The 26,404-nt window shown below is 59.8% G+C and carries 30 protein-coding genes; 10 read left to right on the top strand and 20 right to left on the bottom strand.

Translation table 11 applies throughout. The features are described from left to right. Positions 1-66: 66 nt before the first annotated feature. Together AC2FFD_RS18525 and AC2FFD_RS18520 are read left to right on the top strand one after the other, a co-directional pair. Positions 67-765 carry a glutathione S-transferase family protein gene (locus AC2FFD_RS18525; RefSeq protein WP_425080132.1) on the top strand — a complete coding sequence of 233 codons (699 nt, stop codon included), beginning with the start codon at positions 67-69 and terminating at the stop codon, positions 763-765. Further along, a complete protein-coding gene (locus AC2FFD_RS18520) occupies positions 762-1,148 on the top strand; it encodes a DUF1801 domain-containing protein (protein ID WP_257599451.1) in 387 nt (128 codons plus the stop codon). The genes AC2FFD_RS18525 and AC2FFD_RS18520 overlap by 4 nt, the downstream gene beginning before the upstream one ends. On the opposite strand, the gene rnr is transcribed toward AC2FFD_RS18520, so the two are convergent. The 3 genes from rnr to dapE are packed head-to-tail and all read right to left on the bottom strand — an operon-like array spanning position 1,139 to position 5,163. Beyond that, complete coding sequence (gene rnr / locus AC2FFD_RS18515; RefSeq protein ID WP_496873801.1) at positions 1,139-3,397, bottom strand: ribonuclease R; 2,259 nt, start codon at positions 3,395-3,397, stop codon at positions 1,139-1,141. The two genes, AC2FFD_RS18520 and rnr, sit on opposite strands and share 10 nt — an antisense overlap. A gap of 47 nt (positions 3,398-3,444) precedes the next feature. Continuing rightward, positions 3,445-4,020, bottom strand: a complete 576-nt coding sequence (locus AC2FFD_RS18510) for a TIGR04282 family arsenosugar biosynthesis glycosyltransferase (RefSeq protein WP_425080135.1) — start codon at positions 4,018-4,020, stop codon at positions 3,445-3,447. A 3-nt stretch (positions 4,021-4,023) separates the two neighbouring features. Continuing rightward, positions 4,024-5,163 (bottom strand): succinyl-diaminopimelate desuccinylase, encoded by a 1,140-nt coding sequence (gene dapE, locus AC2FFD_RS18505; protein ID WP_496873800.1) that lies wholly within the window; start codon positions 5,161-5,163, stop codon positions 4,024-4,026. Positions 5,164-5,373: 210 nt separating this feature from the next. Here dapE and AC2FFD_RS18500 point away from each other — a divergent pair, with 210 nt between their 5' ends. Then, positions 5,374-6,432 (top strand): transporter substrate-binding domain-containing protein, encoded by a 1,059-nt coding sequence (locus AC2FFD_RS18500; RefSeq protein ID WP_170345545.1) that lies wholly within the window; start codon positions 5,374-5,376, stop codon positions 6,430-6,432. Here AC2FFD_RS18500 and AC2FFD_RS18495 read toward each other — a convergent pair. Continuing rightward, on the bottom strand, positions 6,429-6,773 hold the full coding sequence (locus tag AC2FFD_RS18495; RefSeq protein ID WP_152459314.1) for a DUF8846 family protein: 345 nt from the start codon (positions 6,771-6,773) through the stop codon (positions 6,429-6,431). The genes AC2FFD_RS18500 and AC2FFD_RS18495 overlap by 4 nt on opposite strands. Positions 6,774-6,882: 109 nt before the next feature. Between AC2FFD_RS18495 and AC2FFD_RS18490 the strand changes: the two genes are divergently transcribed. Continuing rightward, entirely contained in the window at positions 6,883-7,566 is a 684-nt protein-coding gene (locus AC2FFD_RS18490; protein ID WP_496873799.1) for a hypothetical protein, read from the top strand. A 141-nt stretch (positions 7,567-7,707) separates the two neighbouring features. Here AC2FFD_RS18490 and dapD read toward each other — a convergent pair whose 3' ends face one another. The 3 genes from dapD to AC2FFD_RS18475 all read right to left on the bottom strand — a co-directional run bounded on the left by dapD (position 7,708) and on the right by AC2FFD_RS18475 (position 10,199). Beyond that, positions 7,708-8,535, bottom strand: a complete 828-nt coding sequence (dapD, locus tag AC2FFD_RS18485) for a 2,3,4,5-tetrahydropyridine-2,6-dicarboxylate N-succinyltransferase (RefSeq protein ID WP_152459315.1) — start codon at positions 8,533-8,535, stop codon at positions 7,708-7,710. A gap of 108 nt (positions 8,536-8,643) precedes the next feature. Beyond that, positions 8,644-9,243, bottom strand: a complete 600-nt coding sequence (locus AC2FFD_RS18480) for a GntR family transcriptional regulator (protein ID WP_152459316.1) — start codon at positions 9,241-9,243, stop codon at positions 8,644-8,646. A gap of 44 nt (positions 9,244-9,287) precedes the next feature. Further along, positions 9,288-10,199: a threonine/serine dehydratase gene (locus AC2FFD_RS18475; RefSeq protein WP_425080139.1), complete on the bottom strand. Its 912-nt coding sequence runs from the start codon at positions 10,197-10,199 to the stop codon at positions 9,288-9,290. Between the two features lie 79 nt (positions 10,200-10,278). On the opposite strand from AC2FFD_RS18475, the gene AC2FFD_RS18470 reads away from it, so the two are divergent. Together AC2FFD_RS18470 and AC2FFD_RS18465 are read left to right on the top strand one after the other, a co-directional pair. Then, positions 10,279-11,121 carry an LOG family protein gene (locus AC2FFD_RS18470; RefSeq protein ID WP_425080140.1) on the top strand — a complete coding sequence of 281 codons (843 nt, stop codon included), beginning with the start codon at positions 10,279-10,281 and terminating at the stop codon, positions 11,119-11,121. Positions 11,122-11,124: 3 nt separating this feature from the next. After that, entirely contained in the window at positions 11,125-12,222 is a 1,098-nt protein-coding gene (locus tag AC2FFD_RS18465) for a cystathionine gamma-lyase (RefSeq protein WP_496873798.1), read from the top strand. On the opposite strand, the gene AC2FFD_RS18460 is transcribed toward AC2FFD_RS18465, so the two are convergent. Then, positions 12,223-12,606: a hypothetical protein gene (locus AC2FFD_RS18460; protein WP_170345539.1), complete on the bottom strand. Its 384-nt coding sequence runs from the start codon at positions 12,604-12,606 to the stop codon at positions 12,223-12,225. Positions 12,607-12,766: 160 nt separating this feature from the next. Between AC2FFD_RS18460 and AC2FFD_RS18455 the strand changes: the two genes are divergently transcribed. The 3 genes from AC2FFD_RS18455 (at position 12,767) to AC2FFD_RS18445 (ending at position 15,744) form a co-directional block, all read left to right on the top strand. Next, positions 12,767-13,687 carry a DnaJ C-terminal domain-containing protein gene (locus AC2FFD_RS18455; protein ID WP_496873797.1) on the top strand — a complete coding sequence of 307 codons (921 nt, stop codon included), beginning with the start codon at positions 12,767-12,769 and terminating at the stop codon, positions 13,685-13,687. Continuing rightward, positions 13,684-14,022, top strand: a complete 339-nt coding sequence (locus AC2FFD_RS18450) for a hypothetical protein (RefSeq protein ID WP_170345537.1) — start codon at positions 13,684-13,686, stop codon at positions 14,020-14,022. The genes AC2FFD_RS18455 and AC2FFD_RS18450 overlap by 4 nt, the downstream gene beginning before the upstream one ends. A gap of 63 nt (positions 14,023-14,085) precedes the next feature. Beyond that, positions 14,086-15,744 (top strand): U32 family peptidase, encoded by a 1,659-nt coding sequence (locus AC2FFD_RS18445; RefSeq protein WP_496873796.1) that lies wholly within the window; start codon positions 14,086-14,088, stop codon positions 15,742-15,744. A 6-nt stretch (positions 15,745-15,750) separates the two neighbouring features. Here AC2FFD_RS18445 and AC2FFD_RS18440 read toward each other — a convergent pair whose 3' ends face one another. From AC2FFD_RS18440 to AC2FFD_RS18420, 5 genes are all read right to left on the bottom strand, one after another. Then, positions 15,751-16,368 (bottom strand): cytochrome P460 family protein, encoded by a 618-nt coding sequence (locus AC2FFD_RS18440; RefSeq protein ID WP_257599463.1) that lies wholly within the window; start codon positions 16,366-16,368, stop codon positions 15,751-15,753. 285 nt (positions 16,369-16,653) lie between these two features. After that, the gene (gene rlmN, locus AC2FFD_RS18435) at positions 16,654-17,841 is read right to left on the bottom strand and encodes a dual-specificity RNA methyltransferase RlmN (RefSeq protein WP_257599464.1); all 1,188 of its coding nucleotides are present in this window, start codon (positions 17,839-17,841) and stop codon (positions 16,654-16,656) included. 86 nt (positions 17,842-17,927) lie between these two features. Further along, positions 17,928-18,305 carry a lysozyme inhibitor LprI family protein gene (locus tag AC2FFD_RS18430; RefSeq protein ID WP_496873795.1) on the bottom strand — a complete coding sequence of 126 codons (378 nt, stop codon included), beginning with the start codon at positions 18,303-18,305 and terminating at the stop codon, positions 17,928-17,930. An 86-nt stretch (positions 18,306-18,391) separates the two neighbouring features. Further along, the gene (locus AC2FFD_RS18425) at positions 18,392-18,562 is read right to left on the bottom strand and encodes a hypothetical protein (protein WP_170345532.1); all 171 of its coding nucleotides are present in this window, start codon (positions 18,560-18,562) and stop codon (positions 18,392-18,394) included. Positions 18,563-18,704: 142 nt separating this feature from the next. After that, positions 18,705-19,241, bottom strand: coding sequence for an invasion associated locus B family protein (locus AC2FFD_RS18420; protein ID WP_257599466.1), 537 nt, complete (start codon positions 19,239-19,241; stop codon positions 18,705-18,707). A 179-nt stretch (positions 19,242-19,420) separates the two neighbouring features. Between AC2FFD_RS18420 and AC2FFD_RS18415 the strand changes: the two genes are divergently transcribed. Next, positions 19,421-20,419, top strand: a complete 999-nt coding sequence (locus AC2FFD_RS18415) for an asparaginase (RefSeq protein WP_496873794.1) — start codon at positions 19,421-19,423, stop codon at positions 20,417-20,419. A gap of 5 nt (positions 20,420-20,424) precedes the next feature. Here AC2FFD_RS18415 and AC2FFD_RS18410 read toward each other — a convergent pair whose 3' ends face one another. The 7 genes from AC2FFD_RS18410 to AC2FFD_RS18380 all read right to left on the bottom strand — a co-directional run bounded on the left by AC2FFD_RS18410 (position 20,425) and on the right by AC2FFD_RS18380 (position 26,131). Continuing rightward, a complete protein-coding gene (locus AC2FFD_RS18410; protein WP_170345529.1) occupies positions 20,425-20,745 on the bottom strand; it encodes a YciI family protein in 321 nt (106 codons plus the stop codon). 22 nt (positions 20,746-20,767) lie between these two features. Continuing rightward, positions 20,768-21,196: an SRPBCC family protein gene (locus AC2FFD_RS18405; RefSeq protein WP_170345528.1), complete on the bottom strand. Its 429-nt coding sequence runs from the start codon at positions 21,194-21,196 to the stop codon at positions 20,768-20,770. Further along, positions 21,184-21,513 (bottom strand): ArsR/SmtB family transcription factor, encoded by a 330-nt coding sequence (locus tag AC2FFD_RS18400; RefSeq protein ID WP_117872947.1) that lies wholly within the window; start codon positions 21,511-21,513, stop codon positions 21,184-21,186. The genes AC2FFD_RS18405 and AC2FFD_RS18400 overlap by 13 nt, the downstream gene beginning before the upstream one ends. A 42-nt stretch (positions 21,514-21,555) precedes the next feature. After that, a complete protein-coding gene (serB, locus tag AC2FFD_RS18395; protein WP_425080150.1) occupies positions 21,556-22,434 on the bottom strand; it encodes a phosphoserine phosphatase SerB in 879 nt (292 codons plus the stop codon). Between the two features lie 35 nt (positions 22,435-22,469). Further along, complete coding sequence (locus AC2FFD_RS18390) at positions 22,470-23,198, bottom strand: metallophosphoesterase family protein (RefSeq protein ID WP_496873793.1); 729 nt, start codon at positions 23,196-23,198, stop codon at positions 22,470-22,472. 118 nt (positions 23,199-23,316) lie between these two features. Further along, on the bottom strand, positions 23,317-24,912 hold the full coding sequence (gene serA, locus AC2FFD_RS18385; RefSeq protein WP_170345525.1) for a phosphoglycerate dehydrogenase: 1,596 nt from the start codon (positions 24,910-24,912) through the stop codon (positions 23,317-23,319). Positions 24,913-24,976: 64 nt separating this feature from the next. Continuing rightward, positions 24,977-26,131, bottom strand: a complete 1,155-nt coding sequence (locus AC2FFD_RS18380; protein WP_425080152.1) for a phosphoserine transaminase — start codon at positions 26,129-26,131, stop codon at positions 24,977-24,979. Positions 26,132-26,404 lie beyond the last annotated feature (273 nt).

The following is a 26,404-nucleotide window of genomic DNA, read 5'->3' as shown; positions in this document are numbered from 1 at the left end:
GATGACAAAAACTGTCATTAGGTCGGTTTACTTATCTGGCACGTCGAAAAAACACGGAGCCGCACGATGCTGACCCTTCTCACCTATCCTTCTGCCTTCGGGCTGTTCAGCGCCAGCCCGTTCTGCGTCAAGACAGCCTTGATGCTTCAACACTCCGGCCAGGCCTGGCAGCGTTCGGACATGCTTGACCCGCGCAAGATGCCGCATCAAAAACTGCCCGTCCTGCGCACGCCAGAGCGGTTGATACCGGACAGCGATCTGATCCGCGATTGGCTGGAACAGAAGGGGGCCGCGTTCGATCAGGGGCTTTCGGACGTGGAAAAAGCGCAATCCCGCGCGCTGGTGCGCATGGCCGAAGAGCATCTGTATTTCCACATCGTTCTGGACCGCTGGGGCAATGATGAGGTCTGGCCAATCCTTCGCGAAACCTTTTTCACCGGAATTCCGGCCCTGATCCGTAAGCCGGTGTCCAATGCGATCCGAAAATCCGTTCTGAAGGGGATCACGTCACAAGGGATCGGACGGTTCTCGTTGCCCGAGCGCATGGACCGGCTCGAACGCGATCTCGAGGCGATCTCGGCCTATCTGTGGCAATCCCGCTTCCTGCTGGCGGATCAACCGACTTCAGCAGACATGAGCGTCGGCCCGATGCTCGCCGCCATGCGCGCAACACCTGCCGATACCCCACTGACCCGCAGGATCAAACAGGATAACCTGTTGAACAGTTACGTGGACCGGATGGAACAGGCGATACCGATTGCATGAAACCGTTTGATGACCCCTCGGTCGCATCGGCCTTTGAAGCCCTGCCCCCGCACGCACGCGCGGGGGTTTTGGCGCTTCGCGATCTGATCTTTGAAACGGCAGACTCTCTGCCCGCTGCCAATCCATTGCGGGAAGAGCTGCGCTGGGGCCAGCCCGCCTATCTAGCCCCCAAAGGATCAACGATCCGGCTGGGGGCTCATAAATCCGCGGATTTCGCGCTGTTCGTACACTGCCAAAGCCGATTGATCGGTGATTTCACCACGGCCTTCCCTGGCGAAGACAGGATCGACGGGAACCGGGCCATTCTGTTCGATGACCCGGGCCAGATAGATGAAACCCGCCATGGCTGGCTGATTGCCCGGGCGCTGACCTATCACCTTTGACGGCGCTTGCGTTCGACCTTGCGCTTGATCTTGTCCTTCTTGCGCTTGGTGCTGGCTGCCTTGCGTCGCGTCGACCGCTTGGCGGGTCCGCGCCCGCGCGGCAGGGCCTGATCGTCGATGGACAGCAGTTCCAGTTCCAACCCGCCGGTCACAGGTGTCGCCTCGGTCAGCCGCACCGTGACCCGCTGGCCGATGGCGATGATCAGCCCGGATTCCGAGCCCATCAGCGTTCCTGCCTCTCGATCAAAATGGAAGAATTCGCGCCCCAAAGACCGCACCGGCACCAGGCCATCCGCGCCCGTTTCGTCCATCTTCACGAAGGCCCCGAACCGGGCAATGCCACTGATCCGCCCGGTGAATTCGTTGCCCACACGTTCGCTGAGATAGGCCGCCAGATAGCGGTCGGTCGTATCGCGCTCGGCCATCATCGAGCGGCGTTCTGTATCCGAAATATGCGTGGCCGTTTCTTCAAGCCGGGCAATTTCGTCCTCGGTCAGCCCGTCCTTGCCCCAGCCATGGGCCGAAATCAGCGCCCGGTGCACGATCAGGTCGGCATAGCGCCGGATGGGCGAGGTGAAATGCGCGTAGTTGCGCAGCGCCAGCCCGAAATGGCCGAAGTTTTCCGGGCTGTAATAGGCCTGCGCCATCGACCGCAAGGTGCTGAGATTGATCAGCTCGGCATCTTCGGTGCCGGCGGCGGCATTCAGCAGCGCGTTCAGGTGACGGGTCTGGAGCACCTGCCCCTTGGCCAGATTCAGCCCGGCGGCCTGTGCCGTTTCGCGCAGGTTTTCCAGTTTTTCGGGCGCGGGTTCTTCGTGCACCCGGAACAACAACGGGCTGCGCTTGGCGATCAGCGTCTCGGCCGCGGACACGTTGGCCAAGATCATGAATTCCTCGATCAGCCGGTGCGCGTCCAACCGTTCGCGGAAGGCCACGCTTTCGACCTCGCCCTTGTCGTTCAGCACGATCTTGCGTTCCGGCAGGTCCAGGTCCAACGGCTGGCGTTCGTTGCGGGCCTTTTTCAGCGCGGCATATGCCGCATAAAGCGGCTTCAGAACGCTGTCCAGAAGCGGGCCGGTCCGGTCATTGGGGGTGCCGTCGATGGCCTCCTGCACTTCGGCATAGTTCAGGGACGCGGCCGAGCGCATTAGACCGCGCACAAAGCGGTGGTCGATCTTGTTGCCGTTTGCATCGATGCGCATCCGCACCGCGATACAGGCGCGCGGCACGCCTTCGTGCAGCGAACACAGATCACCCGACAGACGGTCCGGCAACATCGGCACGACACGGTCGGGGAAATAGCTGGAATTGCCACGCTTGCGCGCCTCGCGGTCCAGCGCGGTGCCTGGGCGCACATAGGCGGCGACATCGGCAATCGCGACCCAGATCACATGTCCGCCCGGGTTTTTCGGGTCGTCATCAGCATGGGCATAGCAGGCATCGTCATGATCGCGCGCGTCCGAGGGATCGATTGTCAACAACGGCAAATCCCGCAGGTCCTCGCGGCCTTTCAGGCCAACGGGCTTGGCCTTGTCGGCCTCGGCAATCACCTTGTCGGGGAAATCATCCGGGATACCGTGCTGATGGATCGCGATCAACGAAACGGCCTTGGGCGCAGTCGGGTCGCCCAACCGTTCAACGATGCGCGCGCGGGGCAGCCCCATGCGGTTTTTCGGCCCGGCTTGTTCGGCCTCGACCAGTTCGCCATCCCTGGCGCCCAGCGCGGCGCCTTCGGCCACCAGCCATTCGGTCGATCCGGCCTTGTCGATCGGCACGATCCGCCCGCCTTCAGCCCCTTTTCGGAAGATACCCACGATTTTACGGGGGTTCGTCCCGATACGACGGATCAGGCGGGCTTCGTAATTGTGGTCTTCCTCATGCACGGCCGTCAGACGGGCCAGAATGCGGTCACCCTCGCCCAGCGCCGGGTCGCTGGCACGAGCAATGATCAGAACGATGGGCTCGACCCCCTCGCCATGCCATTCCAGCGGCCGCGCAAACAGGTCTCCATCCTTGTTCGGAGCTTTCACCTGCAACACACTGACCGGCGGCAGGCGATCCGGGTCGCGGTAACTGCGCTTGCGCTTCTCAAGATGGCCTTCGGCCTCAAGCTCCTTGAGGATACGTTTCAGATCAATCCGATCCGCGCCCTTGATGCCAAAGGCTTTGGCGATATCGCGTTTCGAGGTCAGGGTGGGGTTCGCCGAGATCCAGTCCAGGACCTCCTGCTTGGTAGGAATGCGAGTCATACGTCCGGCCTAGCATGCGTTTGCGACCGCGTCATGACCAAAAAACCTCAGGGTTCAAGATCGGCAACCGTATCCACATCGCGCAACAGATCAAGCAATGACACCCGACAGCCGGGGATCGAAGCAAGCGTGTCAGCCAATGCGTGTTCCGTCGACCAGCGCACGTCGCGGAACAGACTTGCCGGCAAGGCCGCATACCGTTGCGCTCCGACCAGCCAATAGCCACCATCGGGGGCAGGCCCAAACACCATTTGAGAAGGCCCCAATGCATCGAAAGCACGGGCAATATGGGGGCGCGAAATGCCCGGAATATCCGCGCCGATCAGGCAAACCGGCCCTTTGGGCATACCGCGCAGCATCCGCGCCATGCGATCGCCCAGATCCCCACGCCCCTGCGCCGCGCGTGGCAGGTCAGCTGGCCAGACGCGGCTTTTCAGACCCTGCTGATCGGGTGAAACGGCCAAAACGATACGCCAGCGGGGATCGCGCAGCCTCCGGATCAAGGACCGGGTCTGGTGCCGAAACCACCACGCTGCGCCGACCATGCCGATATCTCGACCAAGCCGCGTTTTGACGCGGCCCGGACGAGGTTCCTTCACCATGATCACCAATGTGCGCTGCATGGATCAGGCGAAATAGTCAGTCAGGATACGGGTATAGATAGACTTGAGCTGCTCAATCTGGGCCACCTCGACACACTCGTCGACCTGATGCATCGTGCGCCCGACCAGACCGAACTCGACAACCGGGCAGTGGTTCTTGATGAAACGCGCATCCGACGTACCGCCGGTCGTCGAAAGCTCGGGCGTTGCGCCTGTTTCTGCCTCCACCGCCCCGGCCACCAGATCCGACAATGGCCCCGGCGGGGTCAGAAAGCTTTCGCCGGAAATTTTGATTACGACATCTATTTCAACGCCGAACTGAGCGGCCACCTGATCCGCTTCCGACTTCAGCCAGTCACTCAGGCTGGCCCCGGAATGCAGATCATTGAATCGAATATTCACCGTTCCCTTGCACTGCGCCGGGATTACGTTGGTGGCCGCATTCCCGGTGTCGATTGTCACCACGGCCAATGTCGAAGCATCGAAGTGATCCGTGCCCTGATCCAGTTCGTGCCCCGCCAACCGATCCATCAGCCGCGCCATGGCTGGCAAAGGGTTTTTGGCGCGATGCGGATAGGCTGAATGGCCCTGAACACCTGTGATCGTAAACCACGCAGTCATCGACCCCCGACGGCCGATCTTCATCATTTCACCCATCTTGTTCGGGCAGGTGGGCTCACCCACCAGGCAGACTGACATATCTTCATCTGCGCCGTCCATGTAATCCAGCAAGGCGGTCGTGCCATCCAGCGCGTCGCCTTCCTCGTCGCCGGTTATGGTCAGGATGATGGCTCCGTCCGGAGGGGTGTCGCGCACGAAATCAATCGCCGCAGCCGCAAATGCCGCAACACCGGATTTCATATCCGTTGCCCCACGCCCATACATCACACCATCGCGTATTTCGGCCCCGAAAGGCGGCATCGTCCACGCGGCCTCATCGCCGACTGGCACAACATCCGTATGGCCGTTGAACCCGAAACTGCGCGGATGGCCTTTCTGGCCCCACCGTGCGAACAGGTTGCTGACGCCACCACGGTCGACACGCGTGCATTCAAACCCCGCATCCGCCAGCACCGACCCCAGCAGAACCAGCGCGCCGCCCTCGGCAGGTGTGACCGATGGGCAACGGATCAGATCGGCTGTCAATTGGACGGGGTCGGTCATGCAATGGCCTCTGGAACAGTGTCTTTCGCGGGTTCGCGCACAGATTCAACGAATTGGCCGGTTTTCCAACCCCAATTCGCAAAAATATCCTTTCACCCAACCGAGCTGGTATCAAAGCGACACCCAGACAAATCATGACGGTTTACCCGGCGACCATCTTGCCGCCCGCCGCATAATCGCGCTACAGGGCCGCGAAACAGGTGAATGAATATGAAGCGCGCATTCTTCGCACTGATCTGCCTGACTTTCGCCGTCCTCGCGCAGCAGAGCATGGCGCAGTCTCTCACGGTTACGACAGTGACCCGCCCCCCGTTTTCCTATGTCGAGGACGGTGCGGAAACCGGCTTTTCGATGGATCTGCTCGCGGCGCTGGCAGAGGCGCTGAACTGGGACTATTCCGTCAATCGGGTCGATTCCTTTTCGGAGATGCTGGGCGCGGTCCGGGATGGATCTGCGGATCTTGCAGTTGCCAATATCTCGATCACCGCGCAGCGGGAAACGCAAATGGACTTCACCCAGCCGATCTTTGAGGCGGGCCTGCAAATCATGGTGCCATCGGAAGCCGCGCGCCAGCCGTCGCTGCTGCATGCGTTGCTCTCAAAAGAGTTGTTCATCGCCATCGGCCTGGCCTTCGCCATTCTGTTGGGCGGCGGCATGCTGATGTGGAGCTTTGAGCGCCGCGCCCAACCCTATTTCGACCGCAAGCTGAACGAAGCCTGGTTTCCCTCGTTCTGGTGGGCGCTGAACCTTGTCGTGAACGGCGGTTTCGAAGAGAGGATGCCGCGCACGCCATTCGGCCGGCTTCTGGGTGTCGTTCTGGTTGTTTCGTCACTGTTCATCGTGTCCGTTTTCACGGCCCGCATCACCTCGGTCATGACCGTGGAGGCGATCACGGGCAGCGTGAATTCGGTGAACGACCTGTATGGCAAGAGTGTCGGGACAATCACGGACTCGACCGCGGCAAGCTTTCTGAACCGGCGTGAGATTGAATTCACCGGCTATCCCGGGCTGGAGCAGATGCTGGATGCGTTCGAGGCCAAGCAACTTGACGCTGTGGTCTTCGATGCACCGATCCTGTCCTACTATGCGGCCCATGAAGGCCGGCGGATTGCATCGATGACAGGCGGCGTCTTCCTGCGCGAAAACTACGGTATCGCTTTCCCGACCGGGTCGCCTCTGGTCGAAGATGTCAACCAGGCCCTGCTTTCGTTGCGTGAAGACGGAACTTATGACGAAATCTATCGCAAGTGGTTCGGTACGCGAAACTAGGTCTGCGGCTCGTCTCCGAAGAACGGTGTCATCTGCGCGACGATCACGGCGTTTTCATCCAGCGCGCGCTGCATCAGGGCACGTTCGTCAGGTTCGATCTCATGTCCCTGTGCCTCACGCTCGGCCAGGGTCCCGTAGCCGGTGACATCCAAAGGCGCGGTGTCGGCCTGCTTCAGAATAGCCACCGTCTCGCGCACGGCCTCGGCTTCGTCCACGCCACTGGCATAACAGATCAGTGCCGCCCCGGTCGCACCGTCGGGCAGCCCGTCTCCATCCTTGCGGCCGATCTGGACCAGAAGGGTATAGACTTGCTGACGCGAGGGCTTCTTTTGCTTTTCCATGGGCCATGCATTACGCGCGGTGTTTTGAAGGGTCAACTGCTTCCATCGATCCAGGCTTTGAGGCCAGGATCTTCCGCAGCCCGCTGCCTGGCCTTTAGGCCCTGAGGACTTGCAGGAATGCGACTCAGCAAAGCCCTTTTCCCGTTTTCGCCCAAAAATTGAGCAGTGCTCGAATTCGATTCTCCAAGTTGAATCGGGCACATTTTTGCCACATTTGAGTCGCGATTCTAGCCGTTTTCTGCTGAGTTCGACGCGTTTCCCGCCTTTTGCAACGATGAAGACAGGCCATCTCTACGCTGGAGCCACTGCGAAAGTCATTTTTTACAGGAGAATTAAAATGAGTGTTCTGTCCAAGTTAATGATGACGACTGCAAGTGTGATTGCGCTTTCCGGAGTACCTGCTGTCGCTGTGCTGTCGTTTGTGACGCCGGGTGCGGCGTACGCTCAGGACGGCGGCGGCGATAACGAAGGCGGCGGCGACAACGAAGGCGGTGGCGACAGCGAAAGCGGCGGCGATAACGAAAGCGAAGGCGACAACGAAAGCGGCGGCGAAAGCGAAGGCGACAGCGAAAGCGAAGGCGACAGCGAAGGCGGCGGCGACAGCGAAAGCGGCGGCGACAGCGAAAGCGGCGGCGACAACGAAGGCGGCGGCGACAACGAAGGCGGCGGCGACAGCGAAGGCGGTGGCGATAACGAAAGCGAAGGCGACAGCGAAAGCGGCGGCGACAACGAAGGCGCGGAAACCAATGCTGAAAACTCAGAAGTTGACGCTATGCAGGGTGAAAACCGCTGACCCACAAAGGGTGATCCTCTAAGATGAGCCTCATGCTCAGGACAGGTTTTGGTCGGGGTTCGGCCTCACCTTGAACGACACCCCAAAATAATCGAAAGGCCGGAGCGGGTCTGCTCCGGCCTTTCTGTACAACCGGGAAAATCAGTCCCGCAGCAACTCGTTGATGCCGGTTTTCGACCGGGTCTTTTCATCCACCCGCTTCACGATCACCGCACAATACAGGTTGATATTGTTCTTTGACGGCATCGAACCCGCGACGACCACGGAATAGGGCGGGACTTCGCCATATGTCACTTCGCCGGTTTCGCGATCCACGATCTTGGTGGATTTGCCAATGAACACGCCCATCCCCAGAACCGAGCCTTCGCGGACGATGCAGCCCTCGACCACCTCGGAGCGCGCGCCGATAAAGCAGTTGTCCTCGATGATGGTCGGGCCGGCCTGCATCGGCTCCAGCACGCCGCCGATGCCAACGCCGCCCGACAGGTGGACGTTTTTGCCGATCTGCGCGCATGAACCAACGGTCGCCCAGGTATCGACCATGGTGCCTTCATCCACATAGGCGCCAAGGTTGACGAACGATGGCATCAGCACCACGCCCGGCGCGATATAGGCCGACTTGCGCACAACGCAGTTGGGAACCGCGCGGAACCCGGCCGAGCGCCATTGATCTTCACCCCAACCGGCGAACTTGCTGTCCACCTTGTCCCACCAGCCGCCGTCTTGCGGACCGCCAGTCTGGATTTCCATGTCCTTGATGCGAAAGCCCAGCAGAACCGCTTTCTTCGCCCACTGGTTCACATGCCAGTCGCCGTTTTCCAGCTTTTCAGCAACACGCAGCGACCCGCTGTCCAGCGCGTTCAGCGTGTCTTCGATCGCTTCGCGTTGTTCACCTGCCGTGGCGGGTGTGATCGTGTCGCGCGCCTCCCAGGCGGCTTCGATGGCGGCTTCCAGTTGCGCGTTGGACATGGGGCGTCTCCCTACAGAATCTGTTCATGTTGGTTTGGCCTATACGCAAGCCAGGCCCATGGCGCAATGCGACGAACACGGGCCGTTTTGCGGCTGACAGGCCCGTAATCAGCTGGCGCGGCGTATATGTCGGGTCAGAATACCTTTTGCCGTGCTCAGGTCCTTCCGCCTGAGCGCCTGAACAAGCGCCGCGTGGTCCTTGTCTGTCTGCTGCACCCATTTCGACCGCCAGTGCGCAAACAAATGGCGTGCGCTGGCGATATGCAGGTCGTCAATTGCATGCAAAAGCCGGGGCAACCCGCAAGGCGTCAGAATGCAGCGATGGAACGCTCTGTTCAGAGCCTCCCATTGGGGCATCGTCTGCGCCTCGTCACAGGCGATGCGTGCGCGATCGATCTTTTCCAATGCGACCGGAGACATGTTCTGCACCGATTGCTGCAACGCCAGTGTTTCCAGCGCCACGCGCATTTCGATGACCTCTCGCACCTCTGCCGGGTCCAGCGCCGTGACCCGCATGCCCCGGCGCGGTTCATGCCGGGCCAATCCATGCGCCTCAAGCCGCAACAGGGCTTCCCGCACAGGAACATGGCTGGTGTCGAAGGCGCGGGCAATATGATCCTGCCGCAGCTTTTCCCCGGCGCTCAGCTCTCCGGTGATGATTTGCTGGCTGAGGTTCTGGTAAATCGTGTCGGAAATCGTGGCCGTCATGAATTATAGATAAAATCCGCAACGCCCATCCACAACCAGATAATTCACCCCGCAAGCGGGTCCGGCGCAATATTCGCACCGCACACCAGAACGGCCACACGCTCGCCCGGTTCGGGCCGATACACGCCCGAGGTCAAGGCTGCCAACGCCGTAGCACCCGCCGGTTCCACCAGAATACGATGCGCCTGCCACAACATCTTCTGAGCTGCCGCGATAGCGTCATCCGACACAAGGACCGAAGTCATCCCCTGCGCGAGATCAAAACAGATCCGCCCGATCCGTCGCGCGCCCAGGGCGTTCGCTGCAATCCCGGATACGGAAACATCCACCGGTTCACCGGCCTGCAACGCCGCATTCAGCGCGCACGAGGTTTCGGGCTCCACCGCGACGACTTTGCGCGCGCCGTCGAACCACGCCAACGCCCCGGCGATCAGCCCACCGCCGCCCACAGCGACCAGCACCGTGTCTGCTTGTAGACCCTGCGCATCCCATTCCGCAAAGCAGGTCCCCTGCCCCGCCACAGTCGCCGGCGCATCATAGGCGTGTATCTGCATCGCTCCGGTTTCCGCTTCATGCGCCTGCGCCTGTGTCAGCGCATTGGCGTATTCGCCGGACACAACGCTCAGATCCGCGCCGGTCTGCCGGATCAATGCGATCTTGGACGGACCCGCCAGTTCAGGCACGAAAATCTTGGCCGGATAACCAAGCGCCTGCGCCGCAAAGGCCGCCGCTGCACCATGATTGCCGCCGGATGCAGCCACGACACCTGCATCGGGCACGTCGAGGCTCAGCAACGTATTGAACGCGCCGCGCGCCTTGAAACTGCCCGTGTGCTGCATGTGCTCCAGCTTCAGCTCAACGGGATAGCCCGGTATTCGGCTCTCGATCACCGGCGTCACCTGCGTATGTCCGTCGATACGATCCTGCGCCGCTGATATTTCGTTCTTCCAATTCATTCTTGTCTTTCCGTGACTGGCACTCTGCCCGCGAACCCTATAGCTGTTTGGAAAACACGCAAGCAGGGATCGATCACCCATGAGAGAAGACCGCCACAATCCGTTTCGCGATGCGCAGACAGATCGCTCGACAGCGAGCGAAGTGCCGGACACGCCGCAAACGCGATCGTCCGCCTATCGCCTTGCCTTTGCCGATGACGAATTCCTGTGCCGGGACGAACTGCGCCCGGTGCGTCTGCAACTGGAACTGTTGAAACCCGAGATGATCATGAGCGAGCGTGAGATCACCTCGACCATCGTGATGTTCGGCGGCGCGCGCATCCCTGAACCATCGCAGAAACACACCGCACGAACGGAAACACTGGCTGGTCTGTCGACCTATTACGACGAGGCGCGCGAGTTCGCGCGGCTGATGACCGTGAAATCGAACGAGACCGGCTGCCGCGAAAACGTGATCGTGACGGGCGGCGGTCCCGGTGTGATGGAGGCAGGCAACCGTGGTGCACAGGACGCGGGCGGATGCTCTATCGGGTTGAACATCGTTCTGCCGCACGAGCAGGCCCCGAACCTTTATGTGACGCCGGATCTCAGTTTCAACTTTCACTATTTTGCCATCCGCAAGATGCATTTCCTGATGCGGGCCCGCGCCATCACAATCTTCCCCGGCGGCTTCGGGACAATGGATGAGTTGTTCGAATCCCTGACCCTGATTCAGACCGGCCGGATGGAGCGCGTGCCTTTCCTGCTGTTCGGACGTGATTTCTGGGAGAGGGTCATAAACTGGAAAGCACTGGCCGATGCCGGCACCATCTCGGACGAGGATCTTGATCTGTTCCGCTTTGTGAACACGGCGCAGGAAGCGGTCGAGATCATCGAAAACTGGGAGCCCGCCCCGCCCCGCGACGAAATTCCGGGGCGCTGAACCATGGCACCCAAGACCGGAGAGATGCTGCATCTGCGCGGAAATGCCCTGAGCAAGGGCGAACCTGTGGCGCTGCCACTGACCCAAAGCAGCATGTACCACCTGCCGGGCGCCCCGGACGGACAGGCGAGTTACGGCCGGGTGGACAACCCGACCTGGGTGCATCTGGAACATGTTCTGTCGCATTTGGAAGACGCGCCGTGCCTCAGCTTTCCCTCGGGCATGGCGGCGATTTCCGCGGCACTGTTTGCCACCGTAAAGGCCGGGTCACGCCTGCTGATCCCCTCCGACGGCTATTACGTGACGCGCCTTTTGGCCGATCGCTTCCTGTCGCGTCTGGGTGTGATCGTTGAAGAACGCCCCACCATCGCCTTTGCCGAAGGCGGTTTTGACGGATTCGATGTTGTCTTTGCCGAAAGCCCCTCGAATCCGGGGCTGGACATGATCGATCTGACCGAGGTGGCGGATCAGGTGCGTGCTGCTGGGGGCGTAACCATTGCCGACAACACGACGATGACGCCGCTGGGTCAGCGCCCTCTGGATCTGGGCATCGATGTGGTTGTCTCGTCCGATACCAAGGCGATGGGCGGGCATTCCGACATGCTGATGGGCCATGTGGCCAGCCGCGACAGCGACATCATGGAACGGGTCGGGGAATGGCGAAAAGTCTCCGGCTCGATTCCGGGGCCACATGAAGCATGGCTGCTGCATCGCGGCCTTGAAACGCTGGACGTTCGGTTCGACCGGATGTGCAGCTCGGCTGAAGTATTGGCCGAACGATTGGCAGCACATCCCGCAGTGAAACGGGTGCGCTATCCCGGGCTGGCCGATGACCCGTCGCACAAACTGGCACAAGAGCAGGCCACACGGTTCGGCTTTCTACTGTCCCTGACGCTGAACAGCGAAGACCAGGCCGAAGCCTTCATCAACAATTGCCCGCTTCTGCGCCCGGCCACGTCATTCGGGGGCGTCCACAGCTCGGCCGAGCGGCGCGCGCGTTGGGGCGACGACGTTGATCCGGCCTTCATCCGCCTGTCCGTCGGATGCGAACCAGTGGACGAACTATGGCACGCTATCGAAACCAGCCTGAACGCTGTGTGATTACTTTTTGGGTTCACGCAGCTCTTTGAACACGTAGATCGGCAGCACCACGCTGGCGATCAACGCCCCCAGCCAGACCAGCAGCGTCGCAGCCAGCAGGTTCGAAACCCCGCCAACGGTCAGCCCGGCGGCAATCAGGTCGGTCACGAAAAGGCCCACGAAAGTCACGATCAAGGCGATACCGCCCTTCAGGGCGGGCGCTTTCTTTTCGCCCAGTTTCAGGATCAGGGGTTCGGCCACAACCTGCACGACGGTGAAGACAATCACCACTACGATGAACGAGATCGGCTTGATCGCAAATCCAGACAAGATCAGAGAGGCAAGCAACAACCCAATGGCATTCCCGGCCAGCAAAGCCAGAGCGGATTTTATTCTGCGCGTCATGCGGCGATCTCCGTCAATCAATAGGTACAAACATGCAGATATTATCAGGTCTGCGGGATTTTACGAAACAATTCAATCGCCTCTTTCGTTTTACCCGTTGAAATCGCATGGTAGAACACCTTCATCCTGATCAAACCTGTCCCTGACCTGAGAGAGTGATATGAGCGACGACCCCTACACCGTTCTTGGTGTCTCGAAGGACGCCAGCGCAGCCGAGATCAAGAAAGCCTACCGGCGCATTGCCAAGGATTGCCATCCGGATCTGAAACCGGGCGATGACGCGGCCGAGGCCAAGTTCAAGGCCGCTGCCGCAGCCTATGATCTATTGAAAGACCCTGAAACACGTGCGCGTTTTGACAACGGGGAAATAGACGCCTCGGGTCAAGAGCGCCCGCAACAGCAGTATTACCGAGAGTATGCCGAGGCCGCTGGAAACCCCTATCGGGGGCGTCAGGCGGATCCCGACGACATGTCAGACATCTTCGCCGAGTTCATGCGCGGTCGCGGCGGTTTTGGCGGTCAGCGCAGCCACGAGTTTCACGCTCCGGGTCCTAATCTGAACTACACCCTGCAAATCAGCTTTCTGGACTCCGTGTTCGGCGCCAGTCAGAAATTGACCTTGCCGGATGGGGACCGGATCGAGGTCAAAATCCCGGCCGGTATCACCGACGGCCAGACCATCCGGTTGCGCGGCAAAGGCGCGCCGGGATATGGCGAAGGCCCTCCGGGTGACGCTCTGGTGACGGTTTCGGTCGCCAAGCACCCGGTTTTTGAACGTCAGGGCGACGACATCCATATCACGCTGCCGATCACAATCGACGAGGCCATTCTGGGCGGAAAAGTCCCGGCCCCCACCATTGACGGCGGTGTGAATGTCAACGTACCAGCGGGCACCAGCAGCGGCAAAACGCTCCGGTTGCGCGGCAAAGGCGTGAAAAAGCGCGGCTCGTCCGCCCGTGGGGACCAGCTGATTGAGCTGACCATTGCGACACCGGACAAGATCGATGATGAACTGAAGCAGTTCATGGAAACCTGGCGTCAAAAGCACCGCTATGATCCGCGGAAAGGAATGCAGCTATGACCCTGACCGAAAAGGAACTGATCGAAACGGTCACCCGCCTGACCTCGGACCGCCTGACCGAATACCTCGCGGCGGAAATCGTGATTCCGGAACAGTCGGATCAAGGGCTGGTTTATCAAAATATCGACGTCGCCCGTCTGGAACTGGCCTGCGAGTTGCACGAACAGTACGACATGGAGGCCGATGCACTGTCGATGATGATCTCACTGATCGACCAGTTGCACGGGCTGCGGGCCGAACTGCGCGAAGTTCTGAACGCGATCGAGGCGCAACCCGAACCTGTGCGGCAGCAACTGGTCAAGGTCATCGGTACAGCGCGATTCCGTCGCAGATAACGGGGTTTTGGACTCGGAACATTTGGATTAGAAGGCCGGCTTGATCCTTTGACAGGTGGCGCCATGACCCAGTCCAGATCTGAATTGCTGATGCCTGCGGGCAATCTGCGCAAGCTGAAACTCGCTGTCCTCTACGGGGCGGATGCGGTGTATCTGGGCACGCCCGATATGTCGCTGCGCACAAAATCCGAGTTCTCGCTGGAAGAGGTGATCGAAGGGGTCGAGTTCTGCCACAGCCATGGCCGGCGCGCCTATCTGACGCTGAACCTGTTTTCGCACAACAAGGACATCCCGAAGCTGGACGAATATATCGACACGGTCCGCAAGGTGCAGCCGGACGGGTTGATCATCGCCGACCCCGGTGTGTTCCAGTACGTCCACGACCGCGCGCCGGAACTGCCGCTGCATATCTCGACCCAGGCCAATATCTGTTCGTGGCTGTCGGTGAAGTTCTGGCAGGACCAGGGCGCCGAACTGGTGGTGCTGGCGCGCGAGGTTTCCTACCCCGAACTGGTGGAAATCCGCCAGAAATGCCCCGACATCAAGCTCGAGGCCTTCGTCCACGGTGCCATGTGCATGACCTATTCGGGCCGCTGCCTGCTGTCGAACTTCATGGCCGAGCGCGGCGCCAACCAGGGCAATTGCGCCAATTCCTGCCGCTGGAACTATGCGCTGAAGCTGCGCCTGAAGGATGGCACCCATCAGGAATTGCGGATCACGGAGGAAAACGCCGACCTGTTCGAGTTTCTGCTGGAGGAAGGCTGCCGCCCCGGTGATCTGATGCCCATCGAAGAGGACGATCGTGGCTCGTACATCCTCAATTCGCGCGATCTGTGCATCATGCCCAAGCTGGACGAATACCTGAAGATCGGCGTGGACAGCCTCAAGGTCGAGGGGCGCGGTAAATCGGAATATTATGCCGCCATCGTCGCGCGCGCCTATCGCATGGCCATCGACGATTACTATGCCGACCCCGACAACTGGGACCCGAAACCCTATATGCGCGAGCTGGAGACCGTGGGAAACCGCGGCTATACGCTGGCGTTCCACGAGGGGCGGCTGACCAACTACGCCCATGATTACGAGCACACGGCGTCCATCGCGCAGTGGGAATATGCCGGGATCGTCACCGAAGTGACCGAGGATGCGTTTCTGGTCGAGGTAAAGAACAAGCTGGAACCGGGCGATGTGCTGGATTTCGTCTCGCCGATCTCGCGTGAGACGGTTCTGCTGCGGGTTTATGATTTCGAACGCGCATCCGATGGTGCGCGGATGGACGTGGTGCATGGCAGCACCAAAACAGTGATCCGCCTGCCCTTCACCCTGTTCGACCACGAGGATACCGACGACCTGCGCACCCGGTTCCCCGCCTATTCCGTTCTGCGCAAGGAACGCGCCCTGACCGACGAACACTGGAGCCGCATTCGGTTCGACAAGCTGGTGCAGGGATTGGAAACCTCGGGCCGCGACAATCCCGCGGCCTATGCGCGCCGCCGCGACGAACTGGTCGAGAAGATCGGCGAAGACGGCAACGAACGCCGGTTCAAGACCAACCGCATCGGCACCGAAGGCTGCTGCGGCAAGGGCTGCAACGGCTGCCTGATCTTCTGGCAGGACGACAAATACGCGCTGGCCCGTGAAGTTCTGTCAAAGCGCAAACAAGGCGAGCAGCTCAGCCGCCGCGAGGCGACGGAATTGAAGCTGCCGGGCGAAAATGCCTGAGTTGGCTCAATCGCGCGTCCGATAGTCTTCCGGCACGTAAAACGTATAGTCCCGATCTGCCACCTGTTCGTGACAGACATGGCAATACGCCACGGCGCCGGCGCGGTCGCCCATAGTGTCCCCAAACACCGAGCCGTCCGGCAAGACCATGATGTAACGCCAATCCGCCGTGTCCGGGCTGGCACCTTCTGTCAGTTTCTCCATTATAAACATGGCACCGGGATGTACGTGACCTTCATCCGTCACGGTCATGCTGTCCTTGGCAAGAACCGACCCCATGGGAAGTTCTTCACCTTCCTGCAACGTCCCGTAGTTATGCGCCATGCGATTGGCATAGCTGTTCACATACCGCTGCCCATGGGTTGCCGAAATATAGGGCGCATCATTGAAAAGCGGCCAGCTTTGGTAGTTTAGGATCAGGTTCAATTGTGCCACGGCGTAGCCACGCGCCATGCGGCGATTGAGCGATCGGTAGTGTTCCAAAGCCTCTTGTTTGCTCAGCTCGGCAGGGTTTTCGATCGCGATATGAGCGTTCTGGCCGTCAGCGAAGGCCAAGCCTGAACCCGAGAGGATAGCAAGCGCAGCGGCACCAAAACGGATGATCGAAAAAGAACCTGCATTCATAATCGTGGCCCACCTGAAAATCAGTTCACCCGAGCGCATTCTGCACCACTTGGAACAGTCTAGCGGAATCGCAAAAACTTGCCATCTCTGACCCGAACACCTCACCGCCTTGTGTGTCGAATTGAAGTGGCAAATTCAGAGACGGGCACTGGAAATATAGCAAATTATGCATGTGGTTTCAGCATCTGAAACATTAAGTTTGCACAAAACACTTGTGACGTGCAGACAGAGCCAGAAAACACTTAAGGCGCGATCCGATCAAGCCAAGCCGAGATCGACCGAACCCTATTGGTTCAGGCCCGTTTCGGCCTCGATTTGTTTGCGTGATTTGCGCGCCCGCTCGGTTGCCGACTTCAACTGACCACAAGCTGCCATGATGTCCTCACCGCGCGTCTTGCGGATCGGCGAGGCATAGCCGGCCTGATAGATGATGTTGGCGAAAGCGCGGATACGGTTGTTCGAGCTGCGCTTGTACGGTGCACCGGGCCATTCGTTGAACGGGATCAGGTTGATCTTGGCCGGAATGTTGTGGCGCTTGATGTGATCGATCAGACGATGCGCATCTTCGTCACTGTCATTCACACCATCCAGCATCACATATTCAAACGTGATCCGTTCAGAGTTCGAAGCATTGGGATAGCTGGCCAAAGCTGTCAGCAGTTCCTCGATGTTCCAACGTTTGTTGATTGGCACCAGAATGTCGCGCACCTCGTCAGTGGTGGCGTGGAACGAGATCGCCAGCAAGCACCCGATTTCCTCGGCCGTGCGCGCGATTTCGGGCACCACGCCCGAGGTCGACAGGGTAATCCGCCGGCGCGACAGGGAAATCCCCTCGGGGTCCATGGCGATCTTCATCGCGTCGCGGACGTTTTCGAAGTTGTAAAGTGGCTCACCCATGCCCATCAGAACGATGTTCGACAGCAGGCGGGTTTCGTCCTTGGGTGCGCCGGGGGTTGGCCATTCCTCAAGATCGTCGCGCGCCATCATGATCTGGCCGACGATTTCTGCGGATGTCAGGTTTCGTACAAGTTTTTGGGTTCCGGTATGACAGAACGAACAGGTCAGCGTGCAGCCCACCTGAGACGAGATGCACAGGGTTCCGCGATCTTCCTCGGGGATATAGACCACCTCGACCTCATGCCCGCCGGCGATGCGGCACAGGTATTTGCGGGTGCCATCCTCGGACACCTGACGCGTCACCACCTCGGGGATTTCGATCACGAAATGCTCGGCCAGTTGTGCACGATAGGCTTTGGCGAGATTTGTCATCTGGGCAAAGTCGCGCACACCCCATTGATAGATCCATTGCCAGATCTGGCCTGTGCGCATCTTGGCCTGTTTCTCGGGCGTGCCGTGTTCAATCAAGGTCTCGCGCAACCTGTCGCGCGAAAGACCGACAAGGTTTACCTTCCCGTCGGGCAGTTTGCGCGGGATGGTCATGACGTCTTGGGTGATCGGCGCTTTGGGCGACATTGGCGTATCTCAAAGGAATCGGGCTTGGGATGCGCCTCTATATAGGAACGCCGCCAAAGATCAAAAGGATTCGTGCAGCCCAGGTGTCAGTTCACGAACCGAAGCAGCTCGGCCACCCGGGCCCGGCCCAGCTCGACCCGGCACGAGGAGACCGCTATGCCCGTGCCCGATCCGCCGCCATAGGACGCACCAACCGCCTCGCATTGTGCGTCGCGGTAGGCTTTCCAAGCCTCCTGGGATGCCTCGAGCGCCGGCAGGGCCAAGGCCCGTCCGGTGACGTCGTCCAGATCTCTGGCCGCATCTGCTGCAAATCCTAAGGCCTCGGTCATTGCGGCCGCGACATTGGCCTCGGCCTGCCCGACACAGGCACCGATTTCAACCTGTGATCCGGCACCGGAACATTCCAACGCAGGGTCTGCGAGTCCCGGTACCGGAAGAAGAAATACTGCCCAAACCCAACGCATGGCTCACCCCTCACATGTCTGCTCACGCAGTTGAAGCGAACCTTGGCGCAAAGGCAAGGCCCGGGCAGGTTTTGGGCGTGCGGCGTTTACACCCCTGCCGGCGGAATGAAGCAATCCTCGGCATCCAGCTCCTTGACCGGATCTTCCGGGCCACATTGCTCGCCTGATATTGGGTAGGAATCCGCGGTCTTTTCGCAAGCGCTCAGTACTGCGACCGATGCGGCCAGAACCAGAGTGATCCAAGTTTTCTGTTTCATCACGATGTCCTCTCTCAGTGGCTGAACCACTTAGTTCACATTGCCGGATGAGAAACTTTGACACGGATCAAAACTGGCAGATGACCATACGTCAAAAGCCCCGCAACCAGGCGGGGCCTTTTGAACAATCGGCGCGATAAGATCAGTTGGTGCAGCGCTTCTCAGCGTCTTCAATCGCTGCGGTAAAACCCAGCAGCGAAAAGGTGTCTTTCGTCTGCGTCCCGCGCTCGGACCGGGCGGTCAGAACAGCCTCGGTTCCGCGCTTCAGGGCGGTGATGATCTTGGCATCATCCGCATCCGATGCGGCCCAGGCCCATTCGCCTTCCGTGAACAGTTCGAACTCGGTCCCGTCCACGTTCAGGTTCACCGTCGAACCCGCGGCGAACGGGTAGCCGCCGGTAAAGGTCAATTGGCCTTTCACCTCGGCATTCGGACGAAAGAACACAAACAGAAGGATGTCGCTGCGCCGTACGGAAACCACGCGCCCACCACGGGTGTTCACGGTTTCCTTGGGTGCCGAGACGCTCCAGCATTCGGTGGGATCGTCTTCGACAAAAACGCTCCAATCCGTTTTTGCAGCAACACGGTTTGTGCTTGTCGCCTGTTGGGCGATTGCAGAAGTTGCGGCGATGCCTGCCACACACAGGCCCGCTATCGTGCGAACGAGCATTGATCCCATTTGTCCAGCCTCCTAGCTCGACCCTTACCTCATACCCATCGGACACGTCTGCGAACCCTGCCGGTTCGTCTATTCGTTTGCGTCTTCCGATGTTTGCCGACATACACACACTAACGCAGGTTTCGCCACAGGCGAAAGGGCGATTGGCAGAATTTTGCGCATAAATTTCGGAGGTCCAGATGACGCAGCCCGTACCCATGACAGAACTTTGGCGCGGTGCACTGCTGGAAAGTCTGCATCTGGGTCATGCGGTTGTTTGCGATGACACGGGCCAGATCGTGCGCAGTTGGGGTGACCCGCAATCCGTCATATACCCGCGGTCATCCGCCAAGATGATCCAAGCGCTTCCGTTGGTCACATCGGGGGCGGCGGCGAAATACGGGCTGACCAGCGAACACCTGGCATTGGCCTGCGCCTCGCATAACGGTGCGGCGATCCACACGGATCGCGTGACGGCGTGGCTGGACCATCTGGGGTTGAACGAGCACGATCTGCGGTGCGGCCCACAAGAGCCCGCCGACACGGCCGCACGGGACCGGCTGATCCTGGCGGACGATACGCCTTGCCAGATCCACAACAATTGTTCCGGCAAGCATTGTGGCTTTCTGACTCTGGGCCAGCATATGGGCGCAGGTCCGGAGTATCTTGAGATTGATCACCCGGTACAACAGGCCTGTCTGTCTGCCATCGAAGAAACGACGGGCGAGACCAGCCCGGCATACGGCATCGATGGCTGTTCCGCCCCGAATTTCGCCACATCTCTGGCGGGTCTGGCGCGGTCGATGGCATGGTTTGCCAGCGCTTCGGACAGGTCTGATCGCTCCGGTGACGCGGCAGCTCAGCTGGTTGCGGCCATGGTCAAACACCCGGAACTGGTTGCCGGTGAGACCCGGGCCTGCACCGAACTGATGCGCGCGATGAACGGACGTGTGGCCATCAAGACCGGGGCCGAGGCCGTGTTCGTGGCCATCATCCCGGAAAAACGCATGGGCGTTGCGCTGAAGATCACCGATGGAACCACCCGCGCCAGTGAATGCGCGATTGCCGCGATACTGGTAAGCCTTGGCGTGCTGGAGGCCGATCACCCGGCCACCCGCAAATTCATGAACGCCACGCAATACAGCCGTCGCGGGCTGGAATGCGGCGTGATCAAACCTGCGACGGGTTTCCCCGACTAAGGCCCTTACATCTCGATTTCGTGGATTTCGGCCACTTCAACCGAGCCTGTGCCGTTGACGACCATCGGGCAGCCCTTGGCCATCTCGGTCGCAGCGTCGATATTGTCAGCCTTGATCACCGTGAAGCCCGAGGCCGGGTTCGCGCCGCCGTTATCGACCACGCCATTGTTGCTGACGGTGTAAGACTGCCCAACCGGGTTGCCGGGTATATCGAGGGCGTCGCCCATGTTTTGAAACCAAGCCCCCCAGGCGGCCATGGTCGCCTCGATCTCGGCGGGGTCGGTCGGGGTGTGACCCCCATGATAGACAAACAAAAATTGGGGCATATCACTCCTCCCTGATGAATATCTATTTGCAAAGTGCTTCGAGTTTGCGCAGCGAAGACGTCCAACCCTGATTGTGGTTCGCGGCTGCTTCGGCATCGGCCAGTTCCCGGTGGTCCAGCACAAGGCGGGCGCCGTTTTCGGTTGCGGCAACGGAAAGGGTCACATGGCTTTCGGCACCGCGTTGATCCCGATCGTCATGCCAACCCCATGTAAAACCCACCGAATTCGGCGGGTCGACATGCGTGACGTGGCCCGAGACCTTGTATTGCTGGCCCTCGCCATTCTCCATCACCGAATACCAAGGGCCGGTGCGTGAGAAATCCAGGTTGTGGTCCGGCACGTGCATCCCCTCGGGGCCCCACCATTGCAACAGCTTGGCACCATCACTGATCCACGCAAACAGTTCTTCGGGACTGACAGGGAATTCCCGTTCCAGTTTCAGGTCGGCCATGAATTCTCCCTTTCGATAATATCGCTCAGACGGTCGAGGCTGCCTTCCCAGAATTGCCGCTTGGAAATCGTCCAGTCGGCAATCGCCCGCAACCCTTCGGATCGGATGGAATACATCCGCTGTGTGCCTTGGACACGCTGCTGTACCAACCCGGCCTCGCGCAGCACCTTGAGGTGGCGCGAAATCGCGGCGCCGGACATGCCGCGCCCTTCGATCAGATCACCGGCAGGCAGTTCGCCCTGCTCCATCAATTGCTCGACAATCGAGAACCGGGTGGCATCGGACAAAGCGGAAAACGTGGTCAGAAGTGTGCTCATACCCATTATTTAACACAAATGTTAAATAAAATATAGCCCTGATCAGCCGCCCACAAAATCGGCGCGGCAATAGCCTTGCAGGTAAAGCAGCGCCGTCAGGTCGCCGTGATTCACCCGCACATCACATTGTGCGGCCACGGACGGCTTGGCGTGAAGGGCAACCCCGGCCCCGGCCCGGCCAAGCATGCCAAGGTCATTGGCCCCGTCACCCACGGCGATCACGTCACTTTCCGACAGGCCAAGCCGGGCCGTAATCTGCTCGAGCGCTTCGATCTTGGCCTGACGCCCCAGAATAGGACGCGCGACGTCTCCGGTCAGCTTGCCATCTTCCGCCAGCAAAGTGTTGGCGCGGTTTTCATCGAATCCCAAAAGCTCTGCCACCCGCGCGGTAAAGGCCGTAAAGCCACCGGATACCAACGCTGTATAGGCCCCGTTTGCCCGCATCGTCGCCAGCAATTCCCTGCCTCCGGGCATCAGGGTGATCCGTTCCCGCAAAACTTTGCCGATGACGCTTTCATCCAGGTGCTTCAGCAAACCAACCCGCTCGATCAAGGCACCTTCGAAATCAAGCTCTCCGTTCATGGCGCGGGCCGTTATGTCCTTGACCCGGTCGCCAACGCCGGCCTCATCCGCCAGCTCGTCGATGCATTCCTGCTGGATCATCGTGCTGTCCATATCGGCCAGCAGCATCTGTTTGCGCCGTCCTTGCGCAGGTTGCACGATCAGGTCCACCCCCATCCCTTGCAGGTCTGCCCAAACGTCCCAGCGATTGTCGGGGATGGCGTTCAACTCGAACTCTGCCGCCTCATCCGGGTTGAGCCAGAGGACCTCTCCACCGCCCCAGGCATTGCGCAAGGACTCAGCCAATGCGCTGTCCAGCGACGGCGCTGCCGGATTGGTCAGCAAAGTGGCGACATACATATTAAATCTCCAGTGTCCTACCCGAAAGGGGTGACTTAAGGGGTCAACGGTAAACGGCCCTGATCGGTCAATTCCCAGCAGGTCTGCCCTTCGAACACCGCGACACCCACCGGGCGTCCGTATCCGGCGCCAGTGTCCAGATTGACGCGATTGCCATAATGCGTTGCCTGATCCACCGGAGTATGACCATGCACTATCAGCTTGGGATGCGGGCCCGGATGGGTATGAAAATCCTGCCTGATCCAGACCAGATCGTTGGCGCGCTGCTCGTTGAGCGGCACGCCCGGGCGAATGCCTGCGTGAACAAAGGCAAGCTCGGGCGTCTGATGCATCAGAACCAGATCTCGCAAAAAGGTCAGGTGCGATTTCGGCACCGCCGCCTGCGCCATCCGATGCAGATCTTCCAGACGAATCTGGCCTTCGAATTCCACCCCATAACTGCGCAGGGTCTCGACCCCACCCAGCCTTTCATGCAGCCAGTGATATCCTACAAGCAAATGTGGATCGTGACGCGGCGTATCCTCCATGAACCAGGCGAACATGCGATCGTGATTGCCCAGCAGAGTGATCCAGTTCAGGCCCGCATCGCGCCCGGCAATCAGACGCTCGACCAGCCCGCGACTGTCCGGTCCGCGATCCACGTAATCCCCCAGAAACACGATCTGGGCATCCGGGCCGCCATCGCCCTGGATCAGAGACAGCGCGCGTTCCAGCTCGGCCACCTGCCCGTGCAGATCACCAATAACGTAGACAGGCTGTGTCATAGATCCTCCGACGGTAGGGTCAGCTCGCTTGTGCCGCATATTACGGCCTGAGAAAACACAGGACCCGGGTATTCGATCATCCGGGTCCTGCACTGTTTCTCAAACTCAACAGGCCTCGTCAGGTGACATCAAACTCCAACGGCTTGATCTGTGTGAACAGACCCGTTTCCGCCAGCTTGGCGCGTGCCTCAGCCGGAACCGGTTCGTCAACATAAAGCAACGCAATCGCTTCACCGCCGGCCTCGGATCGACCCAGGGTAAAGTTCGCGATGTTGACGTTGTTCTCACCCATGGTCCGCCCCAGAGCACCGATGATGCCCGGCACGTCTTCGTTGGTGGTGTAGAGCATATGGGCACCGACCTCGGCATCGATATTGATACCCTTGATCTGGATGAAACGCGGTTTGCCGTCGCTGAACACGGTGCCGCCAATGGAACGTTCGCGCTTGTCGGTCACAACGGTGACTTTGATATAGCCTTCGAAGGCACCCGATTTGTCCTGATTGGTGGTCGATATCTTGATCCCACGCTCTTTGGCGACAACCGGGGCCGACACCATGTTCACCTCGGGGTTGAACTTTTTCATGATCCCGGCGACCACGGCGCAGTTCAACGCCGCCAGGTTCATTTCAGCGGCAACACCATCGTACAGGATATTGATCGCCTTGACCGGCTCATCGGTCATCTGGCCGATGAAGCTGCCGAGATGGCCGGCCAGCTTGATCCACGGCCCCATCACCTTGGCTTCTTCCGCCGTCACACTGGGCATGTTCAAAGCGTTCTCGACCGCACCTGTCAGCAGATAGTTCGAGATCTGCTCGGCCACTTGCAGCGCCACGTTCTCCTGCGCTTCAGTGGTTGCTGCACCAAGATGTGGCGTGCAGACCACGTTGGGCAGGTTGAACAAGGGGTTGTCCTTGGCGGGCTCTTCACTGAACACGTCGAACGCGGCACCGGCAACGTGACCGGATTGCAGCGCCTCTGCCAAAGCCTCCTCATCAACCAGACCACCACGAGCGCAGTTGATGATGCGCACGCCCTTCTTGGTTTTGGCGAGGTTCTCGCGGCTCAGAATATTGCGGGTCTGATCCGTCAGCGGTACGTGCAGGGTGATGAAGTCGGCGCGGGACAGCAACTCGTCCAGTTCAACCTTTTCGACGCCCATCTTGGCGGCTTTTTCTTCGCCCAGATAGGGATCATAGGCGATGACTTTCATCTTCAGGCCAAGCGCGCGCTCGCACACGATGCCGCCGATGTTACCCGCACCAATGACACCGAGCGTCTTGTTCGTCAGCTCGATCCCCATGAACTTGGACTTTTCCCACTTGCCCGCATGGGTCGAAGTCGAGGCCTCGGGGATCTGTCGCGCCACGGCAAACATCATCGCAATGGCGTGTTCGGCGGTGGTGATCATGTTGCCGAATGGCGTGTTCATCACGATCACACCTTTTTTCGACGCCGCTTCCTTGTCGATGTTGTCAGTGCCGATTCCGGCCCGGCCGATCACCTTCAGCTTGTCGGCTTTTTCCAGAATGGTCGGCGTGACCTTGGTGGCCGAGCGGATGGCAAGACCGTCATACTGGCCGATCACCTCGGCCAATTTGTCCTTGTCCTTGCCCAGATCGGGCATGAAATCCACGTCGATGCCGCGATCACGGAAAATCTGAACGGCAGTTTCGCTGAGTTTGTCGGAAACGAGTACTTTGGGAGCCATGTCTGTGGTCCTTGAATGCAATGAGAAGTCCGGGCCGATGCGGCCCGGTGAAGATGGGATGCGATCAGGCGGCTTCTGTTTGCGCCGCGATTTCGGCCTCAAAGGCCCATGCCAGCCAAGGCAGCATCGCTTCGATATCCGAGGTCTCGACCGTACCGCCGCACCAGATCCGCAAGCCCGCAGGCGCGTCACGATAGGCCCCGATATCCAGCGCGACATTTTCGGCTTCCAGCCGTTTGGCCACGGCCTTGGCAAAGCTTGCGCCGTCCTGAATACGGGCATCTGTGAATTTCAGACAGACGGATGTGTTCGACCGCGTCGAAGCGTCTTCGGCCAGGTTTTCGATCCAGTCGTTCTGGTCGCAGAACGCATGCACGGCACCGGCATTGGCGTTCGCACGGGCAACAAGGCCCTTCAGACCACCGACCGAGCGGGCCCAATCCAGTGCAAACAGATAATCCTCAACCGCCAGCATTGACGGCGTGTTGATCGTCGCCCCCGTGAAGATGCCTTCGATCAGCTTGCCACCCTTGGTCAGGCGGAAAATCTTGGGCAGCGGCCATGCCGGCGTGTAGCTCTCCAGGCGCTCAACAGCACGGGGCGACAGGATCAGCATCCCATGCGCAGCCTCACCCCCCAGAACTTTCTGCCAGCTGAAAGTGGTCACATCCAGCTTGTCCCAGGGCAGGTCCATCGCAAAGGCAGCCGAGGTCGCATCACAAATCGTCAGACCCTGACGATCATCGGCGATCCAGTCGCCGTTCGGCACGCGCACGCCCGAGGTGGTGCCATTCCAAGTGAAGACGACGTCATTGGCGAAATCGACCGATGTCAGATCCACGATCTGTCCGTAGTCGGCGGTCTTCACCTCGGCGTCGATCTTCAGCTGCTTGACTACGTCGGTCACCCAACCGGACCCAAAGCTCTCCCACGCCAGCATCTCGACCTTGCGTTCGCCCAGCAACGACCACAGCGCCATTTCGACCGCGCCCGTGTCAGACGCAGGAACAATGCCGATCCTGTAATCAGCTGGAATACCCAAGATCTCGCGCGTGCCCTCGATCGCCGCTTTCAGCTTGTCCTTGCCAACAGCGGCACGGTGCGAACGCCCCAGGGCGGCATCGGCCAGTTTGGTCAGATCAAATGTGGGGGGTTTGGCGCAGGGGCCCGAAGAAAAACGCGGATTTGCCGGCCGCGTCGCCGGTTGTTCGATCGTCATGTGTATTACCCTTCCAGATACACGCCCCTCGTTGGGGAGGGGTGTCCCACGCACAGGGCTATGGGTCCTTCGCGCCCGCAGCAAGCGGAAAAGACGCTTCGTTGAGTGAAAACGACATCCAAAAAGGGCTCAAATCAGAACAGGAGTTTCCGATTGGCGAAAAACCCCGCCGAAATTCGGCGGGGTTTTTTGATGTTATTCCGCGGCGTCTTGGTATGCGTCCATTGGGGGGCATGTGCAGACGAGGTTTCGGTCGCCATATGCGTTGTCGAC

It is taken from the genome of Ruegeria sp. YTSC002 (assembly GCF_059609845.1).
Note: the sequence above shows the minus strand (reverse complement) of the source record. Positions and strands in the feature narration are given on the sequence as shown.

Coding starts and splice junctions, on each gene's coding strand:
- AC2FFD_RS18380 (WP_425080152.1), bottom strand. CDS start 26,131: ATGACGATCGAACAACCGGCGACGCGGCCGGCAAATCCGCGTTTTTCT.
- AC2FFD_RS18495 (WP_152459314.1), bottom strand. CDS start 6,773: ATGGAAAAGCAAAAGAAGCCCTCGCGTCAGCAAGTCTATACCCTTCTG.
- AC2FFD_RS18455 (WP_496873797.1), top strand. CDS start 12,767: ATGAGCGACGACCCCTACACCGTTCTTGGTGTCTCGAAGGACGCCAGC.
- AC2FFD_RS18415 (WP_496873794.1), top strand. CDS start 19,421: ATGACGCAGCCCGTACCCATGACAGAACTTTGGCGCGGTGCACTGCTG.
- serB (WP_425080150.1), bottom strand. CDS start 22,434: ATGTATGTCGCCACTTTGCTGACCAATCCGGCAGCGCCGTCGCTGGAC.
- AC2FFD_RS18390 (WP_496873793.1), bottom strand. CDS start 23,198: ATGACACAGCCTGTCTACGTTATTGGTGATCTGCACGGGCAGGTGGCC.
- AC2FFD_RS18425 (WP_170345532.1), bottom strand. CDS start 18,562: ATGAAACAGAAAACTTGGATCACTCTGGTTCTGGCCGCATCGGTCGCA.
- dapE (WP_496873800.1), bottom strand. CDS start 5,163: ATGACCGACCCCGTCCAATTGACAGCCGATCTGATCCGTTGCCCATCG.
- AC2FFD_RS18440 (WP_257599463.1), bottom strand. CDS start 16,368: ATGAATGCAGGTTCTTTTTCGATCATCCGTTTTGGTGCCGCTGCGCTT.
- dapD (WP_152459315.1), bottom strand. CDS start 8,535: ATGTCCAACGCGCAACTGGAAGCCGCCATCGAAGCCGCCTGGGAGGCG.
- AC2FFD_RS18525 (WP_425080132.1), top strand. CDS start 67: ATGCTGACCCTTCTCACCTATCCTTCTGCCTTCGGGCTGTTCAGCGCC.
- AC2FFD_RS18420 (WP_257599466.1), bottom strand. CDS start 19,241: ATGGGATCAATGCTCGTTCGCACGATAGCGGGCCTGTGTGTGGCAGGC.
- AC2FFD_RS18510 (WP_425080135.1), bottom strand. CDS start 4,020: ATGCAGCGCACATTGGTGATCATGGTGAAGGAACCTCGTCCGGGCCGC.
- rlmN (WP_257599464.1), bottom strand. CDS start 17,841: ATGTCGCCCAAAGCGCCGATCACCCAAGACGTCATGACCATCCCGCGC.
- AC2FFD_RS18410 (WP_170345529.1), bottom strand. CDS start 20,745: ATGCCCCAATTTTTGTTTGTCTATCATGGGGGTCACACCCCGACCGAC.
- AC2FFD_RS18400 (WP_117872947.1), bottom strand. CDS start 21,513: ATGAGCACACTTCTGACCACGTTTTCCGCTTTGTCCGATGCCACCCGG.
- AC2FFD_RS18500 (WP_170345545.1), top strand. CDS start 5,374: ATGAAGCGCGCATTCTTCGCACTGATCTGCCTGACTTTCGCCGTCCTC.
- AC2FFD_RS18405 (WP_170345528.1), bottom strand. CDS start 21,196: ATGGCCGACCTGAAACTGGAACGGGAATTCCCTGTCAGTCCCGAAGAA.
- AC2FFD_RS18430 (WP_496873795.1), bottom strand. CDS start 18,305: ATGCGTTGGGTTTGGGCAGTATTTCTTCTTCCGGTACCGGGACTCGCA.
- AC2FFD_RS18470 (WP_425080140.1), top strand. CDS start 10,279: ATGAGAGAAGACCGCCACAATCCGTTTCGCGATGCGCAGACAGATCGC.
- rnr (WP_496873801.1), bottom strand. CDS start 3,397: ATGACTCGCATTCCTACCAAGCAGGAGGTCCTGGACTGGATCTCGGCG.
- AC2FFD_RS18475 (WP_425080139.1), bottom strand. CDS start 10,199: ATGAATTGGAAGAACGAAATATCAGCGGCGCAGGATCGTATCGACGGA.
- serA (WP_170345525.1), bottom strand. CDS start 24,912: ATGGCTCCCAAAGTACTCGTTTCCGACAAACTCAGCGAAACTGCCGTT.
- AC2FFD_RS18520 (WP_257599451.1), top strand. CDS start 762: ATGAAACCGTTTGATGACCCCTCGGTCGCATCGGCCTTTGAAGCCCTG.
- AC2FFD_RS18465 (WP_496873798.1), top strand. CDS start 11,125: ATGGCACCCAAGACCGGAGAGATGCTGCATCTGCGCGGAAATGCCCTG.
- AC2FFD_RS18460 (WP_170345539.1), bottom strand. CDS start 12,606: ATGACGCGCAGAATAAAATCCGCTCTGGCTTTGCTGGCCGGGAATGCC.
- AC2FFD_RS18445 (WP_496873796.1), top strand. CDS start 14,086: ATGACCCAGTCCAGATCTGAATTGCTGATGCCTGCGGGCAATCTGCGC.
- AC2FFD_RS18450 (WP_170345537.1), top strand. CDS start 13,684: ATGACCCTGACCGAAAAGGAACTGATCGAAACGGTCACCCGCCTGACC.
- AC2FFD_RS18480 (WP_152459316.1), bottom strand. CDS start 9,243: ATGACGGCCACGATTTCCGACACGATTTACCAGAACCTCAGCCAGCAA.